The sequence below is a fragment of the Pseudomonas sp. 01L34 genome, from assembly GCF_056400265.1.
The window spans coordinates 665,481-680,199 of sequence record NZ_JBFTSX010000001.1 but is presented as its reverse complement, the minus strand read 5'-3'; the positions used below and the strand labels follow the sequence as shown (position 1 = coordinate 680,199).

The 14,719-nt window shown below is 55.5% G+C and carries 13 protein-coding genes and 4 pseudogenes; 12 read left to right on the top strand and 5 right to left on the bottom strand.

Translation table 11 applies throughout. The features are described from left to right. The first annotated feature begins 73 nt into the window (after nt 1-73). From AC1DQM_RS02955 to AC1DQM_RS02940, 4 genes are all read left to right on the top strand, one after another. Complete coding sequence (locus AC1DQM_RS02955) at nt 74-1,483, top strand: circularly permuted type 2 ATP-grasp protein (RefSeq protein WP_138867531.1); 1,410 nt, start codon at nt 74-76, stop codon at nt 1,481-1,483. A 3-nt stretch (nt 1,484-1,486) separates the two neighbouring features. Next, complete coding sequence (locus tag AC1DQM_RS02950; RefSeq protein WP_019578892.1) at nt 1,487-2,437, top strand: alpha-E domain-containing protein; 951 nt, start codon at nt 1,487-1,489, stop codon at nt 2,435-2,437. Further along, the gene (locus AC1DQM_RS02945; protein ID WP_138867532.1) at nt 2,434-3,231 is read left to right on the top strand and encodes a transglutaminase family protein; all 798 of its coding nucleotides are present in this window, start codon (nt 2,434-2,436) and stop codon (nt 3,229-3,231) included. The genes AC1DQM_RS02950 and AC1DQM_RS02945 overlap by 4 nt, the downstream gene beginning before the upstream one ends. 80 nt (nt 3,232-3,311) lie before the next feature. After that, nucleotides 3,312-4,055, top strand: a complete 744-nt coding sequence (locus AC1DQM_RS02940; RefSeq protein ID WP_138867533.1) for a proteasome-type protease — start codon at nt 3,312-3,314, stop codon at nt 4,053-4,055. An 80-nt stretch (nt 4,056-4,135) separates the two neighbouring features. Here AC1DQM_RS02940 and AC1DQM_RS02935 read toward each other — a convergent pair. After that, nucleotides 4,136-4,273, bottom strand: a pseudogene (locus AC1DQM_RS02935) (OprD family outer membrane porin); the annotation flags it as partial. A 213-nt stretch (nt 4,274-4,486) separates the two neighbouring features. Here AC1DQM_RS02935 and AC1DQM_RS02930 point away from each other — a divergent pair. The 6 genes and pseudogenes from AC1DQM_RS02930 to AC1DQM_RS02905 form a co-directional block, all read left to right on the top strand. After that, nucleotides 4,487-5,218, top strand: a complete 732-nt coding sequence (locus AC1DQM_RS02930; RefSeq protein ID WP_111453331.1) for a GntR family transcriptional regulator — start codon at nt 4,487-4,489, stop codon at nt 5,216-5,218. A gap of 136 nt (nt 5,219-5,354) precedes the next feature. Then, complete coding sequence (locus tag AC1DQM_RS02925; protein WP_138867534.1) at nt 5,355-6,644, top strand: MFS transporter; 1,290 nt, start codon at nt 5,355-5,357, stop codon at nt 6,642-6,644. Nucleotides 6,645-6,672: 28 nt separating this feature from the next. Then, nucleotides 6,673-7,518 (top strand): amidohydrolase family protein, encoded by an 846-nt coding sequence (locus AC1DQM_RS02920; RefSeq protein ID WP_018925911.1) that lies wholly within the window; start codon nt 6,673-6,675, stop codon nt 7,516-7,518. Nucleotides 7,519-7,675: 157 nt separating this feature from the next. Further along, complete coding sequence (locus AC1DQM_RS02915; RefSeq protein ID WP_168206167.1) at nt 7,676-7,819, top strand: hypothetical protein; 144 nt, start codon at nt 7,676-7,678, stop codon at nt 7,817-7,819. Then, nucleotides 7,816-9,201: a GntP family permease gene (locus AC1DQM_RS02910; RefSeq protein ID WP_032833722.1), complete on the top strand. Its 1,386-nt coding sequence runs from the start codon at nt 7,816-7,818 to the stop codon at nt 9,199-9,201. Before AC1DQM_RS02915 ends, AC1DQM_RS02910 begins: the two co-directional genes overlap by 4 nt. A gap of 108 nt (nt 9,202-9,309) precedes the next feature. Continuing rightward, nucleotides 9,310-9,450 (top strand): annotated as a pseudogene (locus tag AC1DQM_RS02905) (hypothetical protein); the annotation flags it as partial. Here AC1DQM_RS02905 and AC1DQM_RS02900 read toward each other — a convergent pair. Together AC1DQM_RS02900 and AC1DQM_RS02895 are read right to left on the bottom strand one after the other, a co-directional pair. Next, nucleotides 9,436-9,585: pseudogene (locus AC1DQM_RS02900) on the bottom strand (hydrolase); the annotation flags it as partial. The pseudogenes AC1DQM_RS02905 and AC1DQM_RS02900 overlap by 15 nt on opposite strands. Before the next feature lie 203 nt (nt 9,586-9,788). Continuing rightward, nucleotides 9,789-9,915: pseudogene (locus AC1DQM_RS02895) on the bottom strand (hypothetical protein); the annotation flags it as partial. 177 nt (nt 9,916-10,092) lie between these two features. On the opposite strand from AC1DQM_RS02895, the gene AC1DQM_RS02890 reads away from it, so the two are divergent. After that, a complete protein-coding gene (locus tag AC1DQM_RS02890) occupies nt 10,093-10,275 on the top strand; it encodes an ATP-binding protein (protein WP_414868092.1) in 183 nt (60 codons plus the stop codon). A 1,218-nt stretch (nt 10,276-11,493) separates the two neighbouring features. Continuing rightward, a complete protein-coding gene (locus AC1DQM_RS02885; RefSeq protein ID WP_477745873.1) occupies nt 11,494-12,792 on the top strand; it encodes a tyrosine-type recombinase/integrase in 1,299 nt (432 codons plus the stop codon). A gap of 348 nt (nt 12,793-13,140) precedes the next feature. Here AC1DQM_RS02885 and AC1DQM_RS02880 read toward each other — a convergent pair whose 3' ends face one another. Both AC1DQM_RS02880 and AC1DQM_RS02875 read right to left on the bottom strand, forming a co-directional pair. Next, a complete protein-coding gene (locus AC1DQM_RS02880) occupies nt 13,141-14,211 on the bottom strand; it encodes a UvrD-helicase domain-containing protein (protein WP_477745872.1) in 1,071 nt (356 codons plus the stop codon). After that, nucleotides 14,204-14,692: an ATP-dependent endonuclease gene (locus AC1DQM_RS02875; RefSeq protein WP_477745871.1), complete on the bottom strand. Its 489-nt coding sequence runs from the start codon at nt 14,690-14,692 to the stop codon at nt 14,204-14,206. Before AC1DQM_RS02875 ends, AC1DQM_RS02880 begins: the two co-directional genes overlap by 8 nt. Nucleotides 14,693-14,719: the final 27 nt, after the last annotated feature.

Here is a 14,719-nt window from a genome sequence, read left to right as displayed (position 1 = left end):
ACGTAAGGCCTAATTTTATTGAAATAGCGAAGTTATAAGAAAATGCCGTCTGTATCGCGGCAAGGAGTAGGGTATGTCCCGAGCTTTTTTTAACGAAATGTATGATGCGAGTGGTGGCTGCCGCCCACATTACCAGGAGTTCGCACGTTGGTTGGCGGACACACCTCTGGAGTTACTGGATCAACGTCGTCGCGAAGCCGACCTGTTGTTCCACCGAGCCGGCATCACCTTCACTTTATACGGGGACGAGCAGGGCACCGAACGGTTGATTCCGTTCGACATCATTCCGCGCAGCATCAAGGCCAGCGAATGGCAAATGGTCGAGAAGGGCTGCATTCAGCGGGTCCAGGCATTGAACATGTTCCTGGACGACATCTACCACGGGCAACGTATTCTCAAGGAGGGCATCATTCCGGCCGAACAGGTATTGGCCAATGAGGGTTATCAGGTCGCCATGCAGGGCCTGAATCTGCACCGGGGCCTCTACGCCCACATCGCCGGGGTCGATCTGGTCCGCGACGGCGATGGCAGCTACTACGTACTGGAAGACAATCTGCGCACTCCCAGCGGCGTCAGCTACATGCTTGAAGACCGCAAGATGATGATGCGTTTGTTCCCCGAGCTCTTCGCCGCCCAGCGTGTGGCGCCCATCGATCACTACCCGAACCTGCTGCTGGACACCTTGAGGAGCTCCAGTCCGCTGGACAATCCCACGACCGTGGTGCTGACCCCGGGCCGCTTCAACAGCGCTTACTTCGAGCATGCGTTCCTGGCCCGTGAAATGGGCGTAGAACTGGTTGAAGGCGCAGATCTGTTTGTCCGCGACGATCACGTTTATATGCGCACCACCGCTGGCCCCAGACAGGTGGACGTCATTTACCGCCGTCTCGACGATGCGTATCTCGATCCACTGTCGTTCAACCCGGACTCCATGCTCGGCGTACCGGGCCTGATTGCCGCTTACCGCTCAGGCAACGTGGTGCTGGCGAACGCCGTCGGCACCGGCGTGGCCGACGACAAGTCGATCTATCCCTATGTCGGCGACATGATCCGCTTCTATCTTGCCGAGGAACCGATCCTCAAGAACGTGCCTACCTGGCAATGCCGCAAACCGGAAGAGTTGTCCCATGTGTTGGCGAATCTGCCTGAGCTGGTGGTCAAGGAAACCCAGGGCTCCGGTGGCTACGGCATGCTGGTCGGCCCGGCGGCCACGGCGGCGGAAATCGAAGACTTCCGCGCGCGCCTCAAGGCACGCCCCGAAGCTTATATCGCCCAACCAACCCTGTGCCTGTCGACGTGCCCGACCTTTGTCGAAAACGGCATCGCTCCACGCCACATTGACCTGCGCCCGTTTGTGCTGTCGGGCAGAGAAACCCGTCTGGTGCCCGGTGGCCTGACCCGCGTGGCATTGCGCGAAGGCTCGCTGGTGGTGAACTCGTCTCAGGGCGGCGGCACCAAAGACACTTGGGTAGTGGAGGACTAAGACATGCTTTCAAGAACCGCTTCGGACCTCTACTGGATGTCCCGTTACCTGGAGCGCGCCGAAAACCTGGCGCGCATGCTCGAAGTCAGTTACTCGTTGTCGTTGATGCCTCAGGCGGGGCGTACCGATGGCCGCGCCGAACTGGCAATGTCGCTGCTCGCCGCCGGTACGCTGGACGATTACAACGAGCGTTATGGAGAGCTCAACACCGAACGCATGTTGCACTTCTTCGCGCTGGATGAAACCAACCCCGGGAGTATCTATTGCTGTTTGCAAGCCGCGCGAGCCAATGCTCATGCCGTGCGCGGACGCATCACCGCCGACATGTGGGAGAACATCAACGCCACCTGGCTGGAGATGCGCAACATCGCCAGCAATGGTCTGGCGCGCTATGGCATCAGCCATTTCTGCGAGTGGGTCAAGGAGCGTTCGCACCTGTTCCGCGGTGCGACCTCGGGCACCATCATGCGCAACGATGCCTACTGCTTCATTCGCCTGGGGACTTTCCTTGAGCGGGCAGACAACACGCTGCGCCTGCTGGATGCACGCTACGAAATGTTCGGCGAGGAGTCGGAGGAGGTGAGTGACAACTCCGCGCGCGGCTACTACCAGTGGAGTGCCTTGCTGCGAGCCTTGTCGTCCTTCGAGGCGTTCAACGAGATCTACCGCAATGCGCCGGGCGCCGAGCAGGTCTCCGAGATGCTGTTGTTGCGTAGCGACGTCCCGCGTTCGTTGCACGCCTGTATCGAGGAACTGGACCATATCCTCGCCAGCCTGCCGGGCAGCAACGGGCGGGCCGCCCAGCGGTTGGCCGCCGAGTTGAATGCTCGGCTGCGCTACACCGGTATCGACGAGATTCTCGGCTTCGGTCTGCACCTTTGGCTGACTGACTTCATCTCCCAGGTTCGCCATCTCGGCCAGACCGTTCACGAGTCCTATCTGGAGGCCGTATGAAACTGTCCATACGTCACGACACCACCTACAGCTACGCCGATGAAGTCTGCACCAGCATTCAGTTCCTGCGTCTGACGCCGCAGAACAGTGAACGCCAGCGCATCCTGGAATGGCACCTGGAACTGCCGCGCCTGGTGCGCAGCCAGTTCGATCCGTACGGCAACATCCTGCATGTGTTGACGATGGACGAACCCCATGGGGCCTTGGTACTGACAGCTTATGGTCAGGTGGATATCGACTCGGACCGTGAGCTGGAGCGCGACAGCCAATCGCCTTTGCCGTTTTTGCGCACCAGTAAGCTGACGATAGCGGACGATGCCCTGAATGCCTTCGCCGTGCAGCACTGCGGCATACGGCGTGATCGAATGGCGTTGATCGACCTGATGCACGGCCTGGCCGACCGTATGGTCTACAACCCGGGCGCAACCACCGTGGACACCACGGCCGCCGAGGCGTTTGCGGGCGGAGGCGGGGTCTGTCAGGACCACACTCACGCCTTCCTGGCCTGCGCCCGTAGCCTGGGGATTCCTGCGCGTTATGTCTCCGGTTACTTGTGCACCGAAGATGAAAACCACTTGGCCAGCCATGCGTGGGCCGAAGCCTGGCTCGACGATGGTTGGTACAGCTTCGATGTCACCAACCGGCTGGCCCGGCCCGAACGCCATCTGAAACTGGCGGTGGGCCTGGACTACCTCGACGCCTGCCCGGTACGTGGCATGCGTCGTGGTGGCGGGGCCGAGTCGATGCTGGCGCGGGTACAGGTAACGTCGCTGTTTCAGGTTCAGCACCAATAAGCCTGAAACGTTCATCGTAATTGGCCATGCCGTCGGGGAGACGGTATGGCCTTTCATCCAGAATTCACGAGTAAGCGCAAATGACTTATTGCGTCGCTATGCACCTGGCCGACGGGATGGTGTTCATCTCCGACTCACGGACCAATGCCGGTATCGACCAGATTTCAACGTTTCGTAAGTTGTTTATTTTCAGCACGCCGGGCGAACGGCTGATTGTGTTGCAGACCGCGGGCAATCTGGCCACCTCGCAATCGGTGGTGAACTTGCTCAAGCAGCGTTGCAGCGGGCCTGGCTCGCACCTGTTGAATGTCCGCACACTCTATGACGCCACTGTGCTGGTGGCCGAAACCGTTCGCGAAGTCGTCGCCCGGGACCGTACCAAGTTGGCCGGCAAGACCGACTTGAGTTGCTCTTTTCTGGTGGGCGGGCAGATCGCGGAGGGGGCGATGGATGTGTACAGCATTTACCCGCAAGGCAACTTCATTCAGGCGACGGAGGACACGCCTTTCCTGCAATTGGGTGAAAGCAAGTACGGCAGGCCGATACTCGATCGCAACCTCACGTACCGCACATCACTCGAAGAGGGCCTGCGCTGCGGGCTGATCTCGTTCGACTCGACCATGCGCAGCAACCTGTCGGTGGGTATGCCGCTGGATCTGCTGGTGTTCAGAAAAGACAGTTTTGGTGGTGCAAAAAGTTATCGCATCACGGCCGACGACCCGTATTTCATGCGTATCCGTATGCAATGGGCCGCCGGACTGCAAGACATGCTTGCCGCATTGCCGGAGCCGCCTGACGCTTACATGTCGGGTGGCTGCCAATAAAACGCTGACTCTGCGTCAGCGCTGAAGTAAAGCGGCCGGGCCAGCGATTACCAAGTGCGCGATATCGTGATGTCGATTGGCTAAAGCAGCGGAATGCTGTAGCTCACGATCAAGCGATTCTGGTCCTGGTCACGCGCCGCCTCGCTGTTGGACTTGCCGTTGCGCCATCCAAATCCGACACCTTTAAGCGTGCCGGACTGAATCACATAGTCCAGATCAAGCCCACTACGGACGCGACGCCAGAGGAGATTTTAGAACAGGCTGAGCGGGTAGGGCTCTCTCGGATTGAGGCAGAGGGGCATTCCAGTTGACCTAGGCTCACCCACCTTTCGTCAGCGAGATCAGCAACCCTTGTTGACAGAAAAATGCATCAGGAGAATACTCGCCTCAAGATTCATATATATGACTATATAACAAGGTGAATAAAGTCGATGAACTCCTTATCCAGTGATGTCCGGCTACCGCTTTATCAGCGCCTGCGAGATCAGTTGGCTGAACAGATTGCCAACAATCGTTGGCGTCCCGGGGAGGCCATTCCCACCGAGGCTGCACTTTCAGCGGAGTACCAACTGTCCACTGGCACCGTACGCAAAGCGGTTGACGCGCTGGTCAGTGAGGGCGTTCTTGAGCGTCAGCAAGGTCGAGGCACCTTCGTTCGCCGGCCGCAGTTTCAATCGTCACTGTTCCGATTTTTCCGCTTCCAGACCGCTGCGGGCGAGCGCCAGGTGCCGGAGAGTCGCATCTTGTCGATTGAGCCGGTGGCCGCACCCTCGGCGGTGGCCCAAACGTTAGGCCTGCCAATCGACGCACCGGTTATTCGCATTGTTCGCGTACGTCTTCTCGATGTTCAGCCGGTACTTGCCGAAGAAATCTGGCTACCTCGCAGCCGGTTTCAGCCGCTGCTGGAGATCGACCTGAGTCGAAAAGGGCCGCTGTTGTATCCGATTTACGAAGAAGTCTGCGGTCAGGTCGTCGCTTCTGCCGAAGAAACACTCACCGCCGAGTCTGTAAACGACGTGCATGCGCGATTGCTGCAAGTACCGGTCAACAGTCCCGTGGTGGTGATCGAGCGTCTGGCGCGTGACTACGCCGGGACGCCTCTGGAATGGCGTCGCTCCCGTGGGCATGCCGAGCATTTCCGTTACAGCGTGGATATTCGCTAGCGCCTTGCCTCAATAGCGGATCGCTCATCGGCGCCTGATCTGCGCCGTCTTCATCGTCTTGCTTGCCATGCCTGGCCTCGTAGCGGCGCGGTTCGCTTTCGGCTGCCTCACGTTTCACTTATAAGGATAAGAAATCATGTTCAGCTGGTATCGCCAAGTCACTCCTCGGGAGCGCAAAACGTTCTGGGCCTGCTTCGGCGGATGGTCGCTGGATGCTCTGGAAGTACAAATGTTCGGCCTGGCCATTCCGGCGTTGATCGCTGCGTTCGCACTGACCAAGGGCGATGCCGGGCTGATCAGCGGCGCCACGCTGGTCACTTCGGCCATCGGCGGATGGGTAGGGGGGACGTTGTCCGACCGCTACGGCCGGGTGCGTACGTTGCAGTGGATGATTCTGTGGTTCTCCTTCTTCACCTTTCTGTCCGCCTTCGTCACAGGGTTCCATCAGTTGCTGATGGTCAAGGCACTGCAAGGCTTCGGCATTGGCGGTGAGTGGGCCGCCGGCGCGGTATTGATGGCCGAAACCATCAACCCGAAATACCGCGGCAAAGTGATGGGCACTGTGCAAAGTGCCTGGGCGGTCGGTTGGGGGCTGGCGGTCGGGGTATTTGCGCTGATTTATACGTTCGTACCGCAAGACATGGCCTGGCGTGTGATGTTTATCGTAGGCCTGCTGCCCTCGTTCCTGATCCTCTGGGTACGGCGTAATGTCGAGGAGCCTGACAGCTTCCAACGTTTGCAGAAAGAACACGCCATTCCACAGAGCTTCTTCAAATCCCTGGCCGGTATTTTCCGACCTGAACTGCTCCGCGTAACGCTGTTCGGCGGGTTGTTGGGCTTGGGCGCACATGGCGGATACCACGCGGTGATGACTTGGCTGCCGACATTCCTCAAGACCGAACGCAACCTGTCGGTGCTGAACTCCGGTGGCTACCTGGCCGTGATCATCTTTGCCTTCTGGTGTGGCTGCGTTGTTAGCGGATTCTTGATCGACCGTATTGGCCGCCGCAAAAACATCGTGTTGTTCGCGTTGTGCTGTGTCGTCACCGTGCAGTGTTATGTGTTCCTGCCGCTGACCAATACCCAGATGCTGTTTCTGGGGTTCCCGCTCGGCTTCTTCGCGGCAGGCATTCCTGCGAGTCTTGGTGCGCTGTTCAACGAGTTGTACCCAGCGGATGTACGCGGTGCCGGTGTCGGTTTCTGCTACAACTTTGGCCGGGTGCTCTCTGCAGTATTCCCGTTCCTGGTCGGTCACATGAGCGACTCCATGTCCTTGGGTTCGGCGATTGGCATCGACGCTGGGATTGCCTACGGCGTGGCGGTGATCGCGGCACTTTGTCTGCCGGAAACCCGTGGACGTAGCCTCGAAGCTTCGAGTGCATCGGTGCCAGCAACGGTCAACGGCAACGAGAGTGCGCGGGCCTGATGCCCTTTACCTTCTATAGATGAACGCTATGACTGACACCTGTTCTACGCCGATCACCGGCATCGACTCCCATGCTCATGTGTTTAGCCGTGATCTATGTCTGGTCGGTGCACGGCGCTATACCCCTGATTACGACGCCACGCTTGAGCAGTATCTGACGCACTTGCACGCTCATGGTCTGAGTCATGGCGTATTGGTGCAACCGAGCTTTCTCGGCACCGACAATAGCTACTTGCTGGCGGCGTTGAAGCAAGCGCCGGAGCAGTTGCGAGGCGTGGTTGTGCTGGAGCCAGGCGTCAGTCGCGCCATGTTGAATGACATGGATCACCTGGGCGTGGTCGGCGTTCGCTTGAACCTGATGGGTAAGGCGTTACCTGATTTTCGTAACAGTGCCTGGAGAGAGTTTTTCAGCCACATTGCTGATCTTGACTGGCATGTCGAGTTGCATAGGGAGGTAAAGGATCTGCCGGGACTGATCCATCAATTGACGCCGTTCGGTTTGAAGTTGGTGATTGATCACTTTGGTCGGCCGGATGCCAATTCGGGCGTCGATCAGCCCGGCTTTTGCGAGTTACTGGAGTTGGGATCGAAAGGTTCGATCTGGATGAAGGTATCGGGAATCTATCGTTTGGGAGGTACGCCGCAACAGAACATCAATTTCGCTCGAATGGCATTACCGCTGCTGGAACAAAGTTTCGGCCTTCGCCAGTTGGTGTGGGGCAGCGACTGGCCGCATACGCAGCATGAGCAAAGCATCGGTTTCAGCACCGTAGTCGATCAGTTGCAAGCCCTGGAGTGTTCGACGCAGGTTAGCTATTCGTTGCTGGTGCAAGTCCCTCGAAGGTTATTCGGTTTTGCGAAAGGCGAAAGCTGAAATTTACGCCTGCATTTGCAGATGACCATTCATCTCACCCATTTAAACGAATACATACAGAACATTCGAAGTGCGACCGTTGCAGTAAAACCTATCGTGGCTCATCGAGAAGTTCTGTGTAATAGCAGCATATTCCAATTACAAGAGAGTAGATTCCATGAACACGTCATCCAATGCCGAAGTTGAAAGCACCCAAACGATGTTTGGTTTATTGCGTGCGCCGACAGGCGTTACGGTTTCAAACTTCTCTTTCAAATCTGAGTGCAGTTTGAGCGCCAGCCCAACCGAGATCCTTTCATGACTCCCTTAGATGTAGACCTCTTACTGACCGCATTGGTGAGCGTCCTGGTGCTGGTGGCGCTCATCGTGTCGCGTCTCAAAATGCACCCGCTCCTGGCCTTGCTAGTAGTTTCCGTTGGCGTTGGCTTTGCAACCAGTATGGAACCAGAAACCATAGTCTCCCACTTGATCACCGGCGTCGGAAAGACACTGGGGGCAGTAGGGGTCGTAATCGCGCTTGGAGCGATGCTAGGCAAAATCCTTGCTGACGCAGGCGTCACAGAGCAGGTCGCCGAGGTCATCCTCAAGCGAACATCGGATCGGATGATACCTTGGGCCATGATGATGGTTGCATTTGTAATTGGCATTCCCATGTTTTTCGAGGTGGGCTTGGTGATCATGCTGCCGCTGATATTCAGCGTGGCGCGAAAGCTGGAAAGCCAGGCTCGCTTCAAAGGTTCAGCCTATGTGTATGTGGGTGTTCCGGTGATTGCGGCACTTGCAGCCATGCACGGGATGGTACCGCCGCACCCTGGCCCCTTGACGGCCATCGCCGCGCTCAAAACCTCGGTTGGGCCCACAATGCTCTATGGCTTCCTTGCGGCTATTCCTGCAATGATTTTAGGCGGCCCGCTTTATGGCGCATTCATTTCGCCGCGCATGAGCACTCGGCCCGATCAGGTTTTGCTAGATCAGTTCACCCTGGCTGAAAAAGCCGACGATCAACCAAGCACCAGCGTATGCCTTGGCGTGCTGGCAGCCTTGCTACCGGCGATCCTGATGCTGATTCATGCCGTCGCTGAGATGGTATTACCCAAGGACAATGCGATCCTGAAAATGGCTAGTTTCTTGGGCAATCCCCTGATCGCCATGCTCCTGGGCGTGCTGTTCGCAGGGGCAAGTCTGGTACTCGCGCGGGGCGGCGATGCGGGGCAATTGCGCGAATCCCTGGGCAAGAGCCTCAAGCCAATCGCCTCAATCATCATGATCATCGCCGGCGGTGGTGCCTTTCAGGAGCTGTTGACCAGCGCCAAGGTGGGCGATGCCATTGTGCACCTGACTCAGCAGTCTGCGTTCCCTCCGCTGATCTTGGGTTGGTTGATCGCGATGTTGCTCTCGGTATCTACCGGTTCTGCCACTGTCGGTATCGTTGGTGCTGCTGGCTTGCTGGCGCCGCTTGCAGGTGCTGATCCCAGCCTCAACCTGCCTCTGCTTGCCTTGTCCATAGGCTGCGGCTCGCTGTTCTTCAACTATGCGAACCATGCGGGCTTCTGGATGGTGAAGGAATCCTTCGGCATGACTATGGGCGAAGCCACCAAGACCATTTCGGTGGTTCAATCCATCGTAGCCGTGGTCGGTTTGATTGTGGTGTTGATGTTGAATGCGGCTGTCACGGTGGTTTGAGTCAGGATCTGTTCGCAGTTAGTAACCCTGCCCGAACGAGTTAGCCGAGGGGGGGAGATAGAGTTACGCTCCACAGGGTGTTTTACTCGGCTCTAACCCTAAAGTGTCGGCACGCGTAAGCCCCGACAGGTGAAGGTCTACAAAAAACCTCACACAGGCGAAGTTGTAGAAACGAAGGGCCCTTCAAGGGCCCTTTGTTGTATGCGCTTTCGAAATTGTAAGGCCGAATTAAGCTTAGCGCGCTGCTAATGCCGAGTAGCTGTTCATCAGGTTGCGATAATTCGGAATGCGCTGGGACAGCAGGTTACCCAGGCCTTCGATGTCGTTGCGCCAGTCGCCCTGCAATTCGCAAGCTACCGAGAACCAGTTCATCATTTGCGCACCTGGCGTGGCTCATGGTGAAATCCTTTATCGATGCGAGTTAGAGGTGTCGTTCAACATGGGCTCAGATTAATGATCTATGAAAAAAGGAAAAGAGGGTGGAAACGGTTTTACTGACAACTCAGGAGAGACAACACCTCAGAGCCTACGCATGTGGTCTGTCCCGGTATTAGTAGAGTGAAGAGGGGGCAGGAACGATAACGGCGGAGGTCGAGATCGTAGACCAAGATGTCGACTACGCGAACCGGATTGGCATCGTGGGCATAGTCATCAAGGCTCTCGGGAAGTAAAGGTGTCTTGGCCTCGATGTTCACATTGGATAAAGCGCTTCAGAGGCGATCCCTGCGACGAAACCCTCAAAAACCATAGCAAGTGTTCGCGACGGCGTTTTTACACACTCTGGGCCAGATCATTCAGAAACCGTCAGAATGCCTTTTTCCTGCCTCGCGCCCACGACTTTGTTGATTAGTTCATCCCAAGGTGGCGTTGAAGGGAACAGCTCAATCAGAAATGCGAGGAATGCCTGTCAAATCCAAAATCGGCTTTAGGGGCGCAGATGATTTCACGGGTGGTTCGGGCTTGGACCTATCCACCGTCGAACGTGTTGTAGATCACCTTGGATGGGGCATTCGACATGAGCCCAATCCGAATGGCGGTAGCCGCTTCACCTTGCAGCTTCCCGATAGCGTGTAGTTTTCCATCGACAGTAAAATCGACACACCGCACGCACATAGGTTGATTCATCAGAGATCGTCCTGCATTGAATGAAAGGGATCCTCGAAAACCTGCGTCCCACTGGACTAATCTTGAAACATAATGTTACGTGTAATGTATATTATGTTAAATGATGTGTCGGGACGGAACTTCTCCCCATGTTGGACGGCTGATGTCAGCGTCCTTAATTAACCGGAATTGAGGCAATCGTGAAATAAAGAGACGTTGCTTTCAAAAGCGCTTAACAGATTGATTTTACTGGATATAACGAAAAATGTAGTGTAGGCCTCACCGACTGTTGCAACGTAATTATGAGACTACCACGTAGCCGGCAGTTGGCCTGTAAGCCTTTATTTGCGAGGGTTTCAGCCTATTCCATGATTTTGTTACTAACTCAGAGTCTATCAATCAATCGTGGGACAACATCGCGCAACCATTTTTGCGCGATTAAGAAAAAAACTATTAAAAACAGAAAGTTAGCTATATTTCGATGAAATCGCGAGACATAACCCGCAGCGCTTTTGGTGAAGATTTGACGAGACACATCTAGGCCCGAACGCTCTGGCGGCATAGGCAAAATTCCGCGCCAATCCACCGCTCGGATTGCTGTAGACCAAGCCTGATGCGAGTTTTCCTAAAATATTTTTCGGAAAACTGGACTGAGAACTGCTCTGCACTAGACCCATCCTAGAGCTATGGTTCTGGCCTCCCGGCACGAAATCGTGAGATATCACCAGTGGACTTACACCCCTGGCTGCCCGCCACCCAGAAATTCCGGGCATTGGCGGGAGTGTAAAGTTTTCACGATATTTAGCCGTGCCTACGACGGGTAACGGAATAATGAGACTAAAACGAGTTTTGTTAACGCAATTACGAGAAATAACCAGAAGGTTCGCGCAGTAATGACGAGACAGTATGGCGGGCTCATACGTACATAAGTGCCTCTAGCTTGATATCTTTAGAATAATCGGGAGACAAGCACTGTCTATTTAACGAAATCTTGAGATAAGTACAGAAGGTTTGGGAGGTAATGAGTCATAGTTGCGCGATAGATACGCGCGAGATACCATCGGGCTTTCTTAAGCCCATGTTGCATGAGAAGAGAGACTAATTATGGATAATAGGTCTCCGACTTCCGATTACTGTTATAACTGGAAGTCTCTAAACAGCATTAACTAACGTCTCTGGTGGTCATTAATGTCTCGTTCGCCGAAACCCTTATTTGATACGTACGAGTCCTTCCTTGATCAGGACTTCCGTTATAGCGAGCCCACCACTCCAAGCGTGAAAGCTTACCTTGCGTCATTTCCCCCTACGCTAGAGGCTCCGCGCGGCTACCTGGCCGTGCGTTCGTTCCTGCGGGCTTTTTCCGACAATGCTCAAACCTTCAGCTCGTATCGCATCCATATTGAGCGCTTGCTGCTGTGGTCATTGTTGATTAACCAGAAGCCGCTGAATCAACTTAAGCGCCAGGACGCCCTGGATTATTTGAGTTTTTGTCGTAACCCACCTCGAGACTGGATTGGGCCTGTCACGCGTAGCCGTTTCGTGAAGAATAACGACGCGCAGAGCGCGCTCGAGGAACCTGTTATTCCTAACCCTAACTGGCGTCCATTCAACATCAAATCATCGAAGCCACAGACCGGCTCCGATGGTCAAGAGCAAGTTGTAATGGGGAGCACATATAACGCAGCTAACGGTACGATTAATCAAGTTTTCTCGATTTGCAGTCGCTTCTTCGAATTCATGGTTGAAGATGGTTATGCTGTGGCAAACCCTTTCCGGATGATCAAAAAGTCCGGCCGTAACAGCGATAATGTTCAAGACGAGGGTGTTACGCGCGCGTTGACGCCGTTGCAATGGAGCTACGTGCTTGAAACAGCTGAAAAGATGGCGGAGTCCGAACCTGCCCGGTATGAGCGTACACTGTTTATACTTTCAACATTGTTTGCCATGTATCTGCGCGTGTCAGATGTTGTCGGGCGACACAACTGGAAGCCCTCTATGGGGGACTTCCGCCAAGATCCTGAGGGCAACTGGTGGTACCACGCCGTGGGCAAAGGTAACAAGGTTGGAAAAATTGCCGTCAGGGATGAATATATAGATCTCTATCTGAAGCGCTATCGTCGGTTTTTGGGGCTGCCGGAACTTCCGGAGATCGGCGAGACCACACCCTTGATCAAGACCCTCAGAGGACGGTCTGGTCTGTCGGATCGACAGGTACGCGCCCTCCTCCAGGTTGTCTTCGATAAGGCTCTTGAAAGTATGCGCATCGAGGGGCGTGCGGTTCACGAGATGGAAAGCTTAAAGGTCGCTTCTCTTCACTGGTTACGCCATACATCTGCGACCTTCGACGCGCCTTTGCGGAGCGCCAAAGACCTGCAGATCGATCTGCGTCATAGCAATCTCAGCACTACCCAGAACACGTACTACCACTCACACGATCAGGAGCGTGCGCACTCAATCAAGCGCCTAGGTTTACGCGATCGTGGGTAAACGTCTTTAGCTCCAGACGTGCCGATAGTACGTTCCCTCGCTGGGTATCTTCATTCGAGATCGCACGCAGCCTGCTCTTCAGAAATATCTGGGATGTCGACTGGATCTACGGGGGCCAAGTGCTGAGCCAGCATCCGCAGCTTACCGAGCAACTCGTCAAAGGTGACGACCTCGACGTCCTTGCAGGCGTTGCGGATGCAGTACCTGGGTAATCAGCTCCACTGAGTTGCAGGTTGGGCAAATAGAACCACATCTCGCACCGGCCCCCAGCCCGCCCCCTCCAAATGGGCCCCCAGCATCCCAACAGCCCTGGGCCCATCTTGACCACACTTGAGCGCCCTGCTCCTCTCAGCTACGGCCCCAAACCGGCAGTTTCGAGTTACCAGGTTTGTCGATGATGATCGCTAAGGTTTGCTTGGCCCGTGTAGCAGCAACATAAAAGGCAGCCGCTGACGTTGACTCCAGATAGGTCTGTTTCTGAATAAAGGCCTTGATTGGCGCGGTAGGCATGATCAGCACGCGCTCGAATGTGGCACCTTTCGACAATTTGAAATTCATGAAATCCAACGCAAACTCCTTGCCAGAAGCTATGGTGCTGCGCAGGCACTGAGGTCGGTATTGCTCAACGTATTGATGAACGTGCTGGGAATGCACTAAATACACGCCATCATGTTCAGACACCGCGTGGTTCTCTGACGTGGTTCCTGGGAAGCCCCATGACGCATCAAAAATGGTGTCAGAGAACGTCGCGATTTCAGTTCGGCAGCGGTAAGTCGTGGTCGCATAGTCAATGCTAAGCAGCCCTACTTTTTCGCGCACAAGAAACCATTCAAGCGCACCTGCGTACCCATACTGTTTGTTTTTCTGTCCCCTCGGGTTTGTCGAGAGCACCGCCTGGCGCACGTCACCAACCATGCGGACGTCGATCCTCGACTCAAGTAATTCATGGACGATTTCCCAATCGTAGCCACTGAGATCTTGTACCTCGTCGATCAGAATCTCGTCGTAGATAGACTCCAGTCGTCGTAACAACATGGGTGTGGCTGCCATCAACTCGCGTGCGAGACGGCCGAGCTCGCATGCGTAGATCTGGTTGCTACCATCCATAAATCTCTGTTTGCCGTTCGCGTACATGCTTGGGCGACCTTCGAAGTTGAAGCCCCCTACCCGCTCCCTTGGGAATTTGAATGGCAGGAACGGTTTTGCAAAGTGGCGAAGCAAGAATGTGTACCAGCCTAGAACTTCGATGTTGTGGCGATCGCCGGCTTGGGAGCCTAGGCGATGGATCAGTTCCTGCTGATTCGTCTGGGTGAACGTGACAATGAGCACACGCCGATCGGTAGGCAACTCTTTGCAGTGATCGACCAGGCCTTGAGTTTTTCTACCACCAGCGACAGCCAAGGTCAGAAGGTTAGGCATTGTGGATGAACTCCGCCGCATCCTTCATGTATCCAGGCGGGGTGAGCACCTGATCCGACTCAGCCAGTCGAATTGCCCCTTCGGTCTTCTCGCGCGCCATCCAGGTCAATAGAGTTGCTCCCGCGGTGATGCCGAGCATTTTGCGCAACTGAGGCTCGCCGTTCGCCGTAATAAGCTGGGGTTCCAGCGTGGTGCCGTCAGCAACGGTGCCGATGAACAGCTCTCTGCGCTTCACGTCCAGCCACTTTAGAACCGGAGCACGTAGGTCGATTGGGTCAACGCCGTCGTTGTCGCGCATCACGGCTACTGGCTTGTTGATCGCTGCGCAAAGCTCAAGGCATCGCGCCAGTGCCAGTCCACGCATGCTGATGACATCTATCCCGTGGGCCATCGGGCGTGCGCCGAAGCAATCGTTGTAGACACGTTCGAATATGATTTCGTCGGACGGCCCCTCGACCAAGACGACTTTTTTTGCTAGCACTAAGCGGAGGAAGTCTGTGTCGCATCG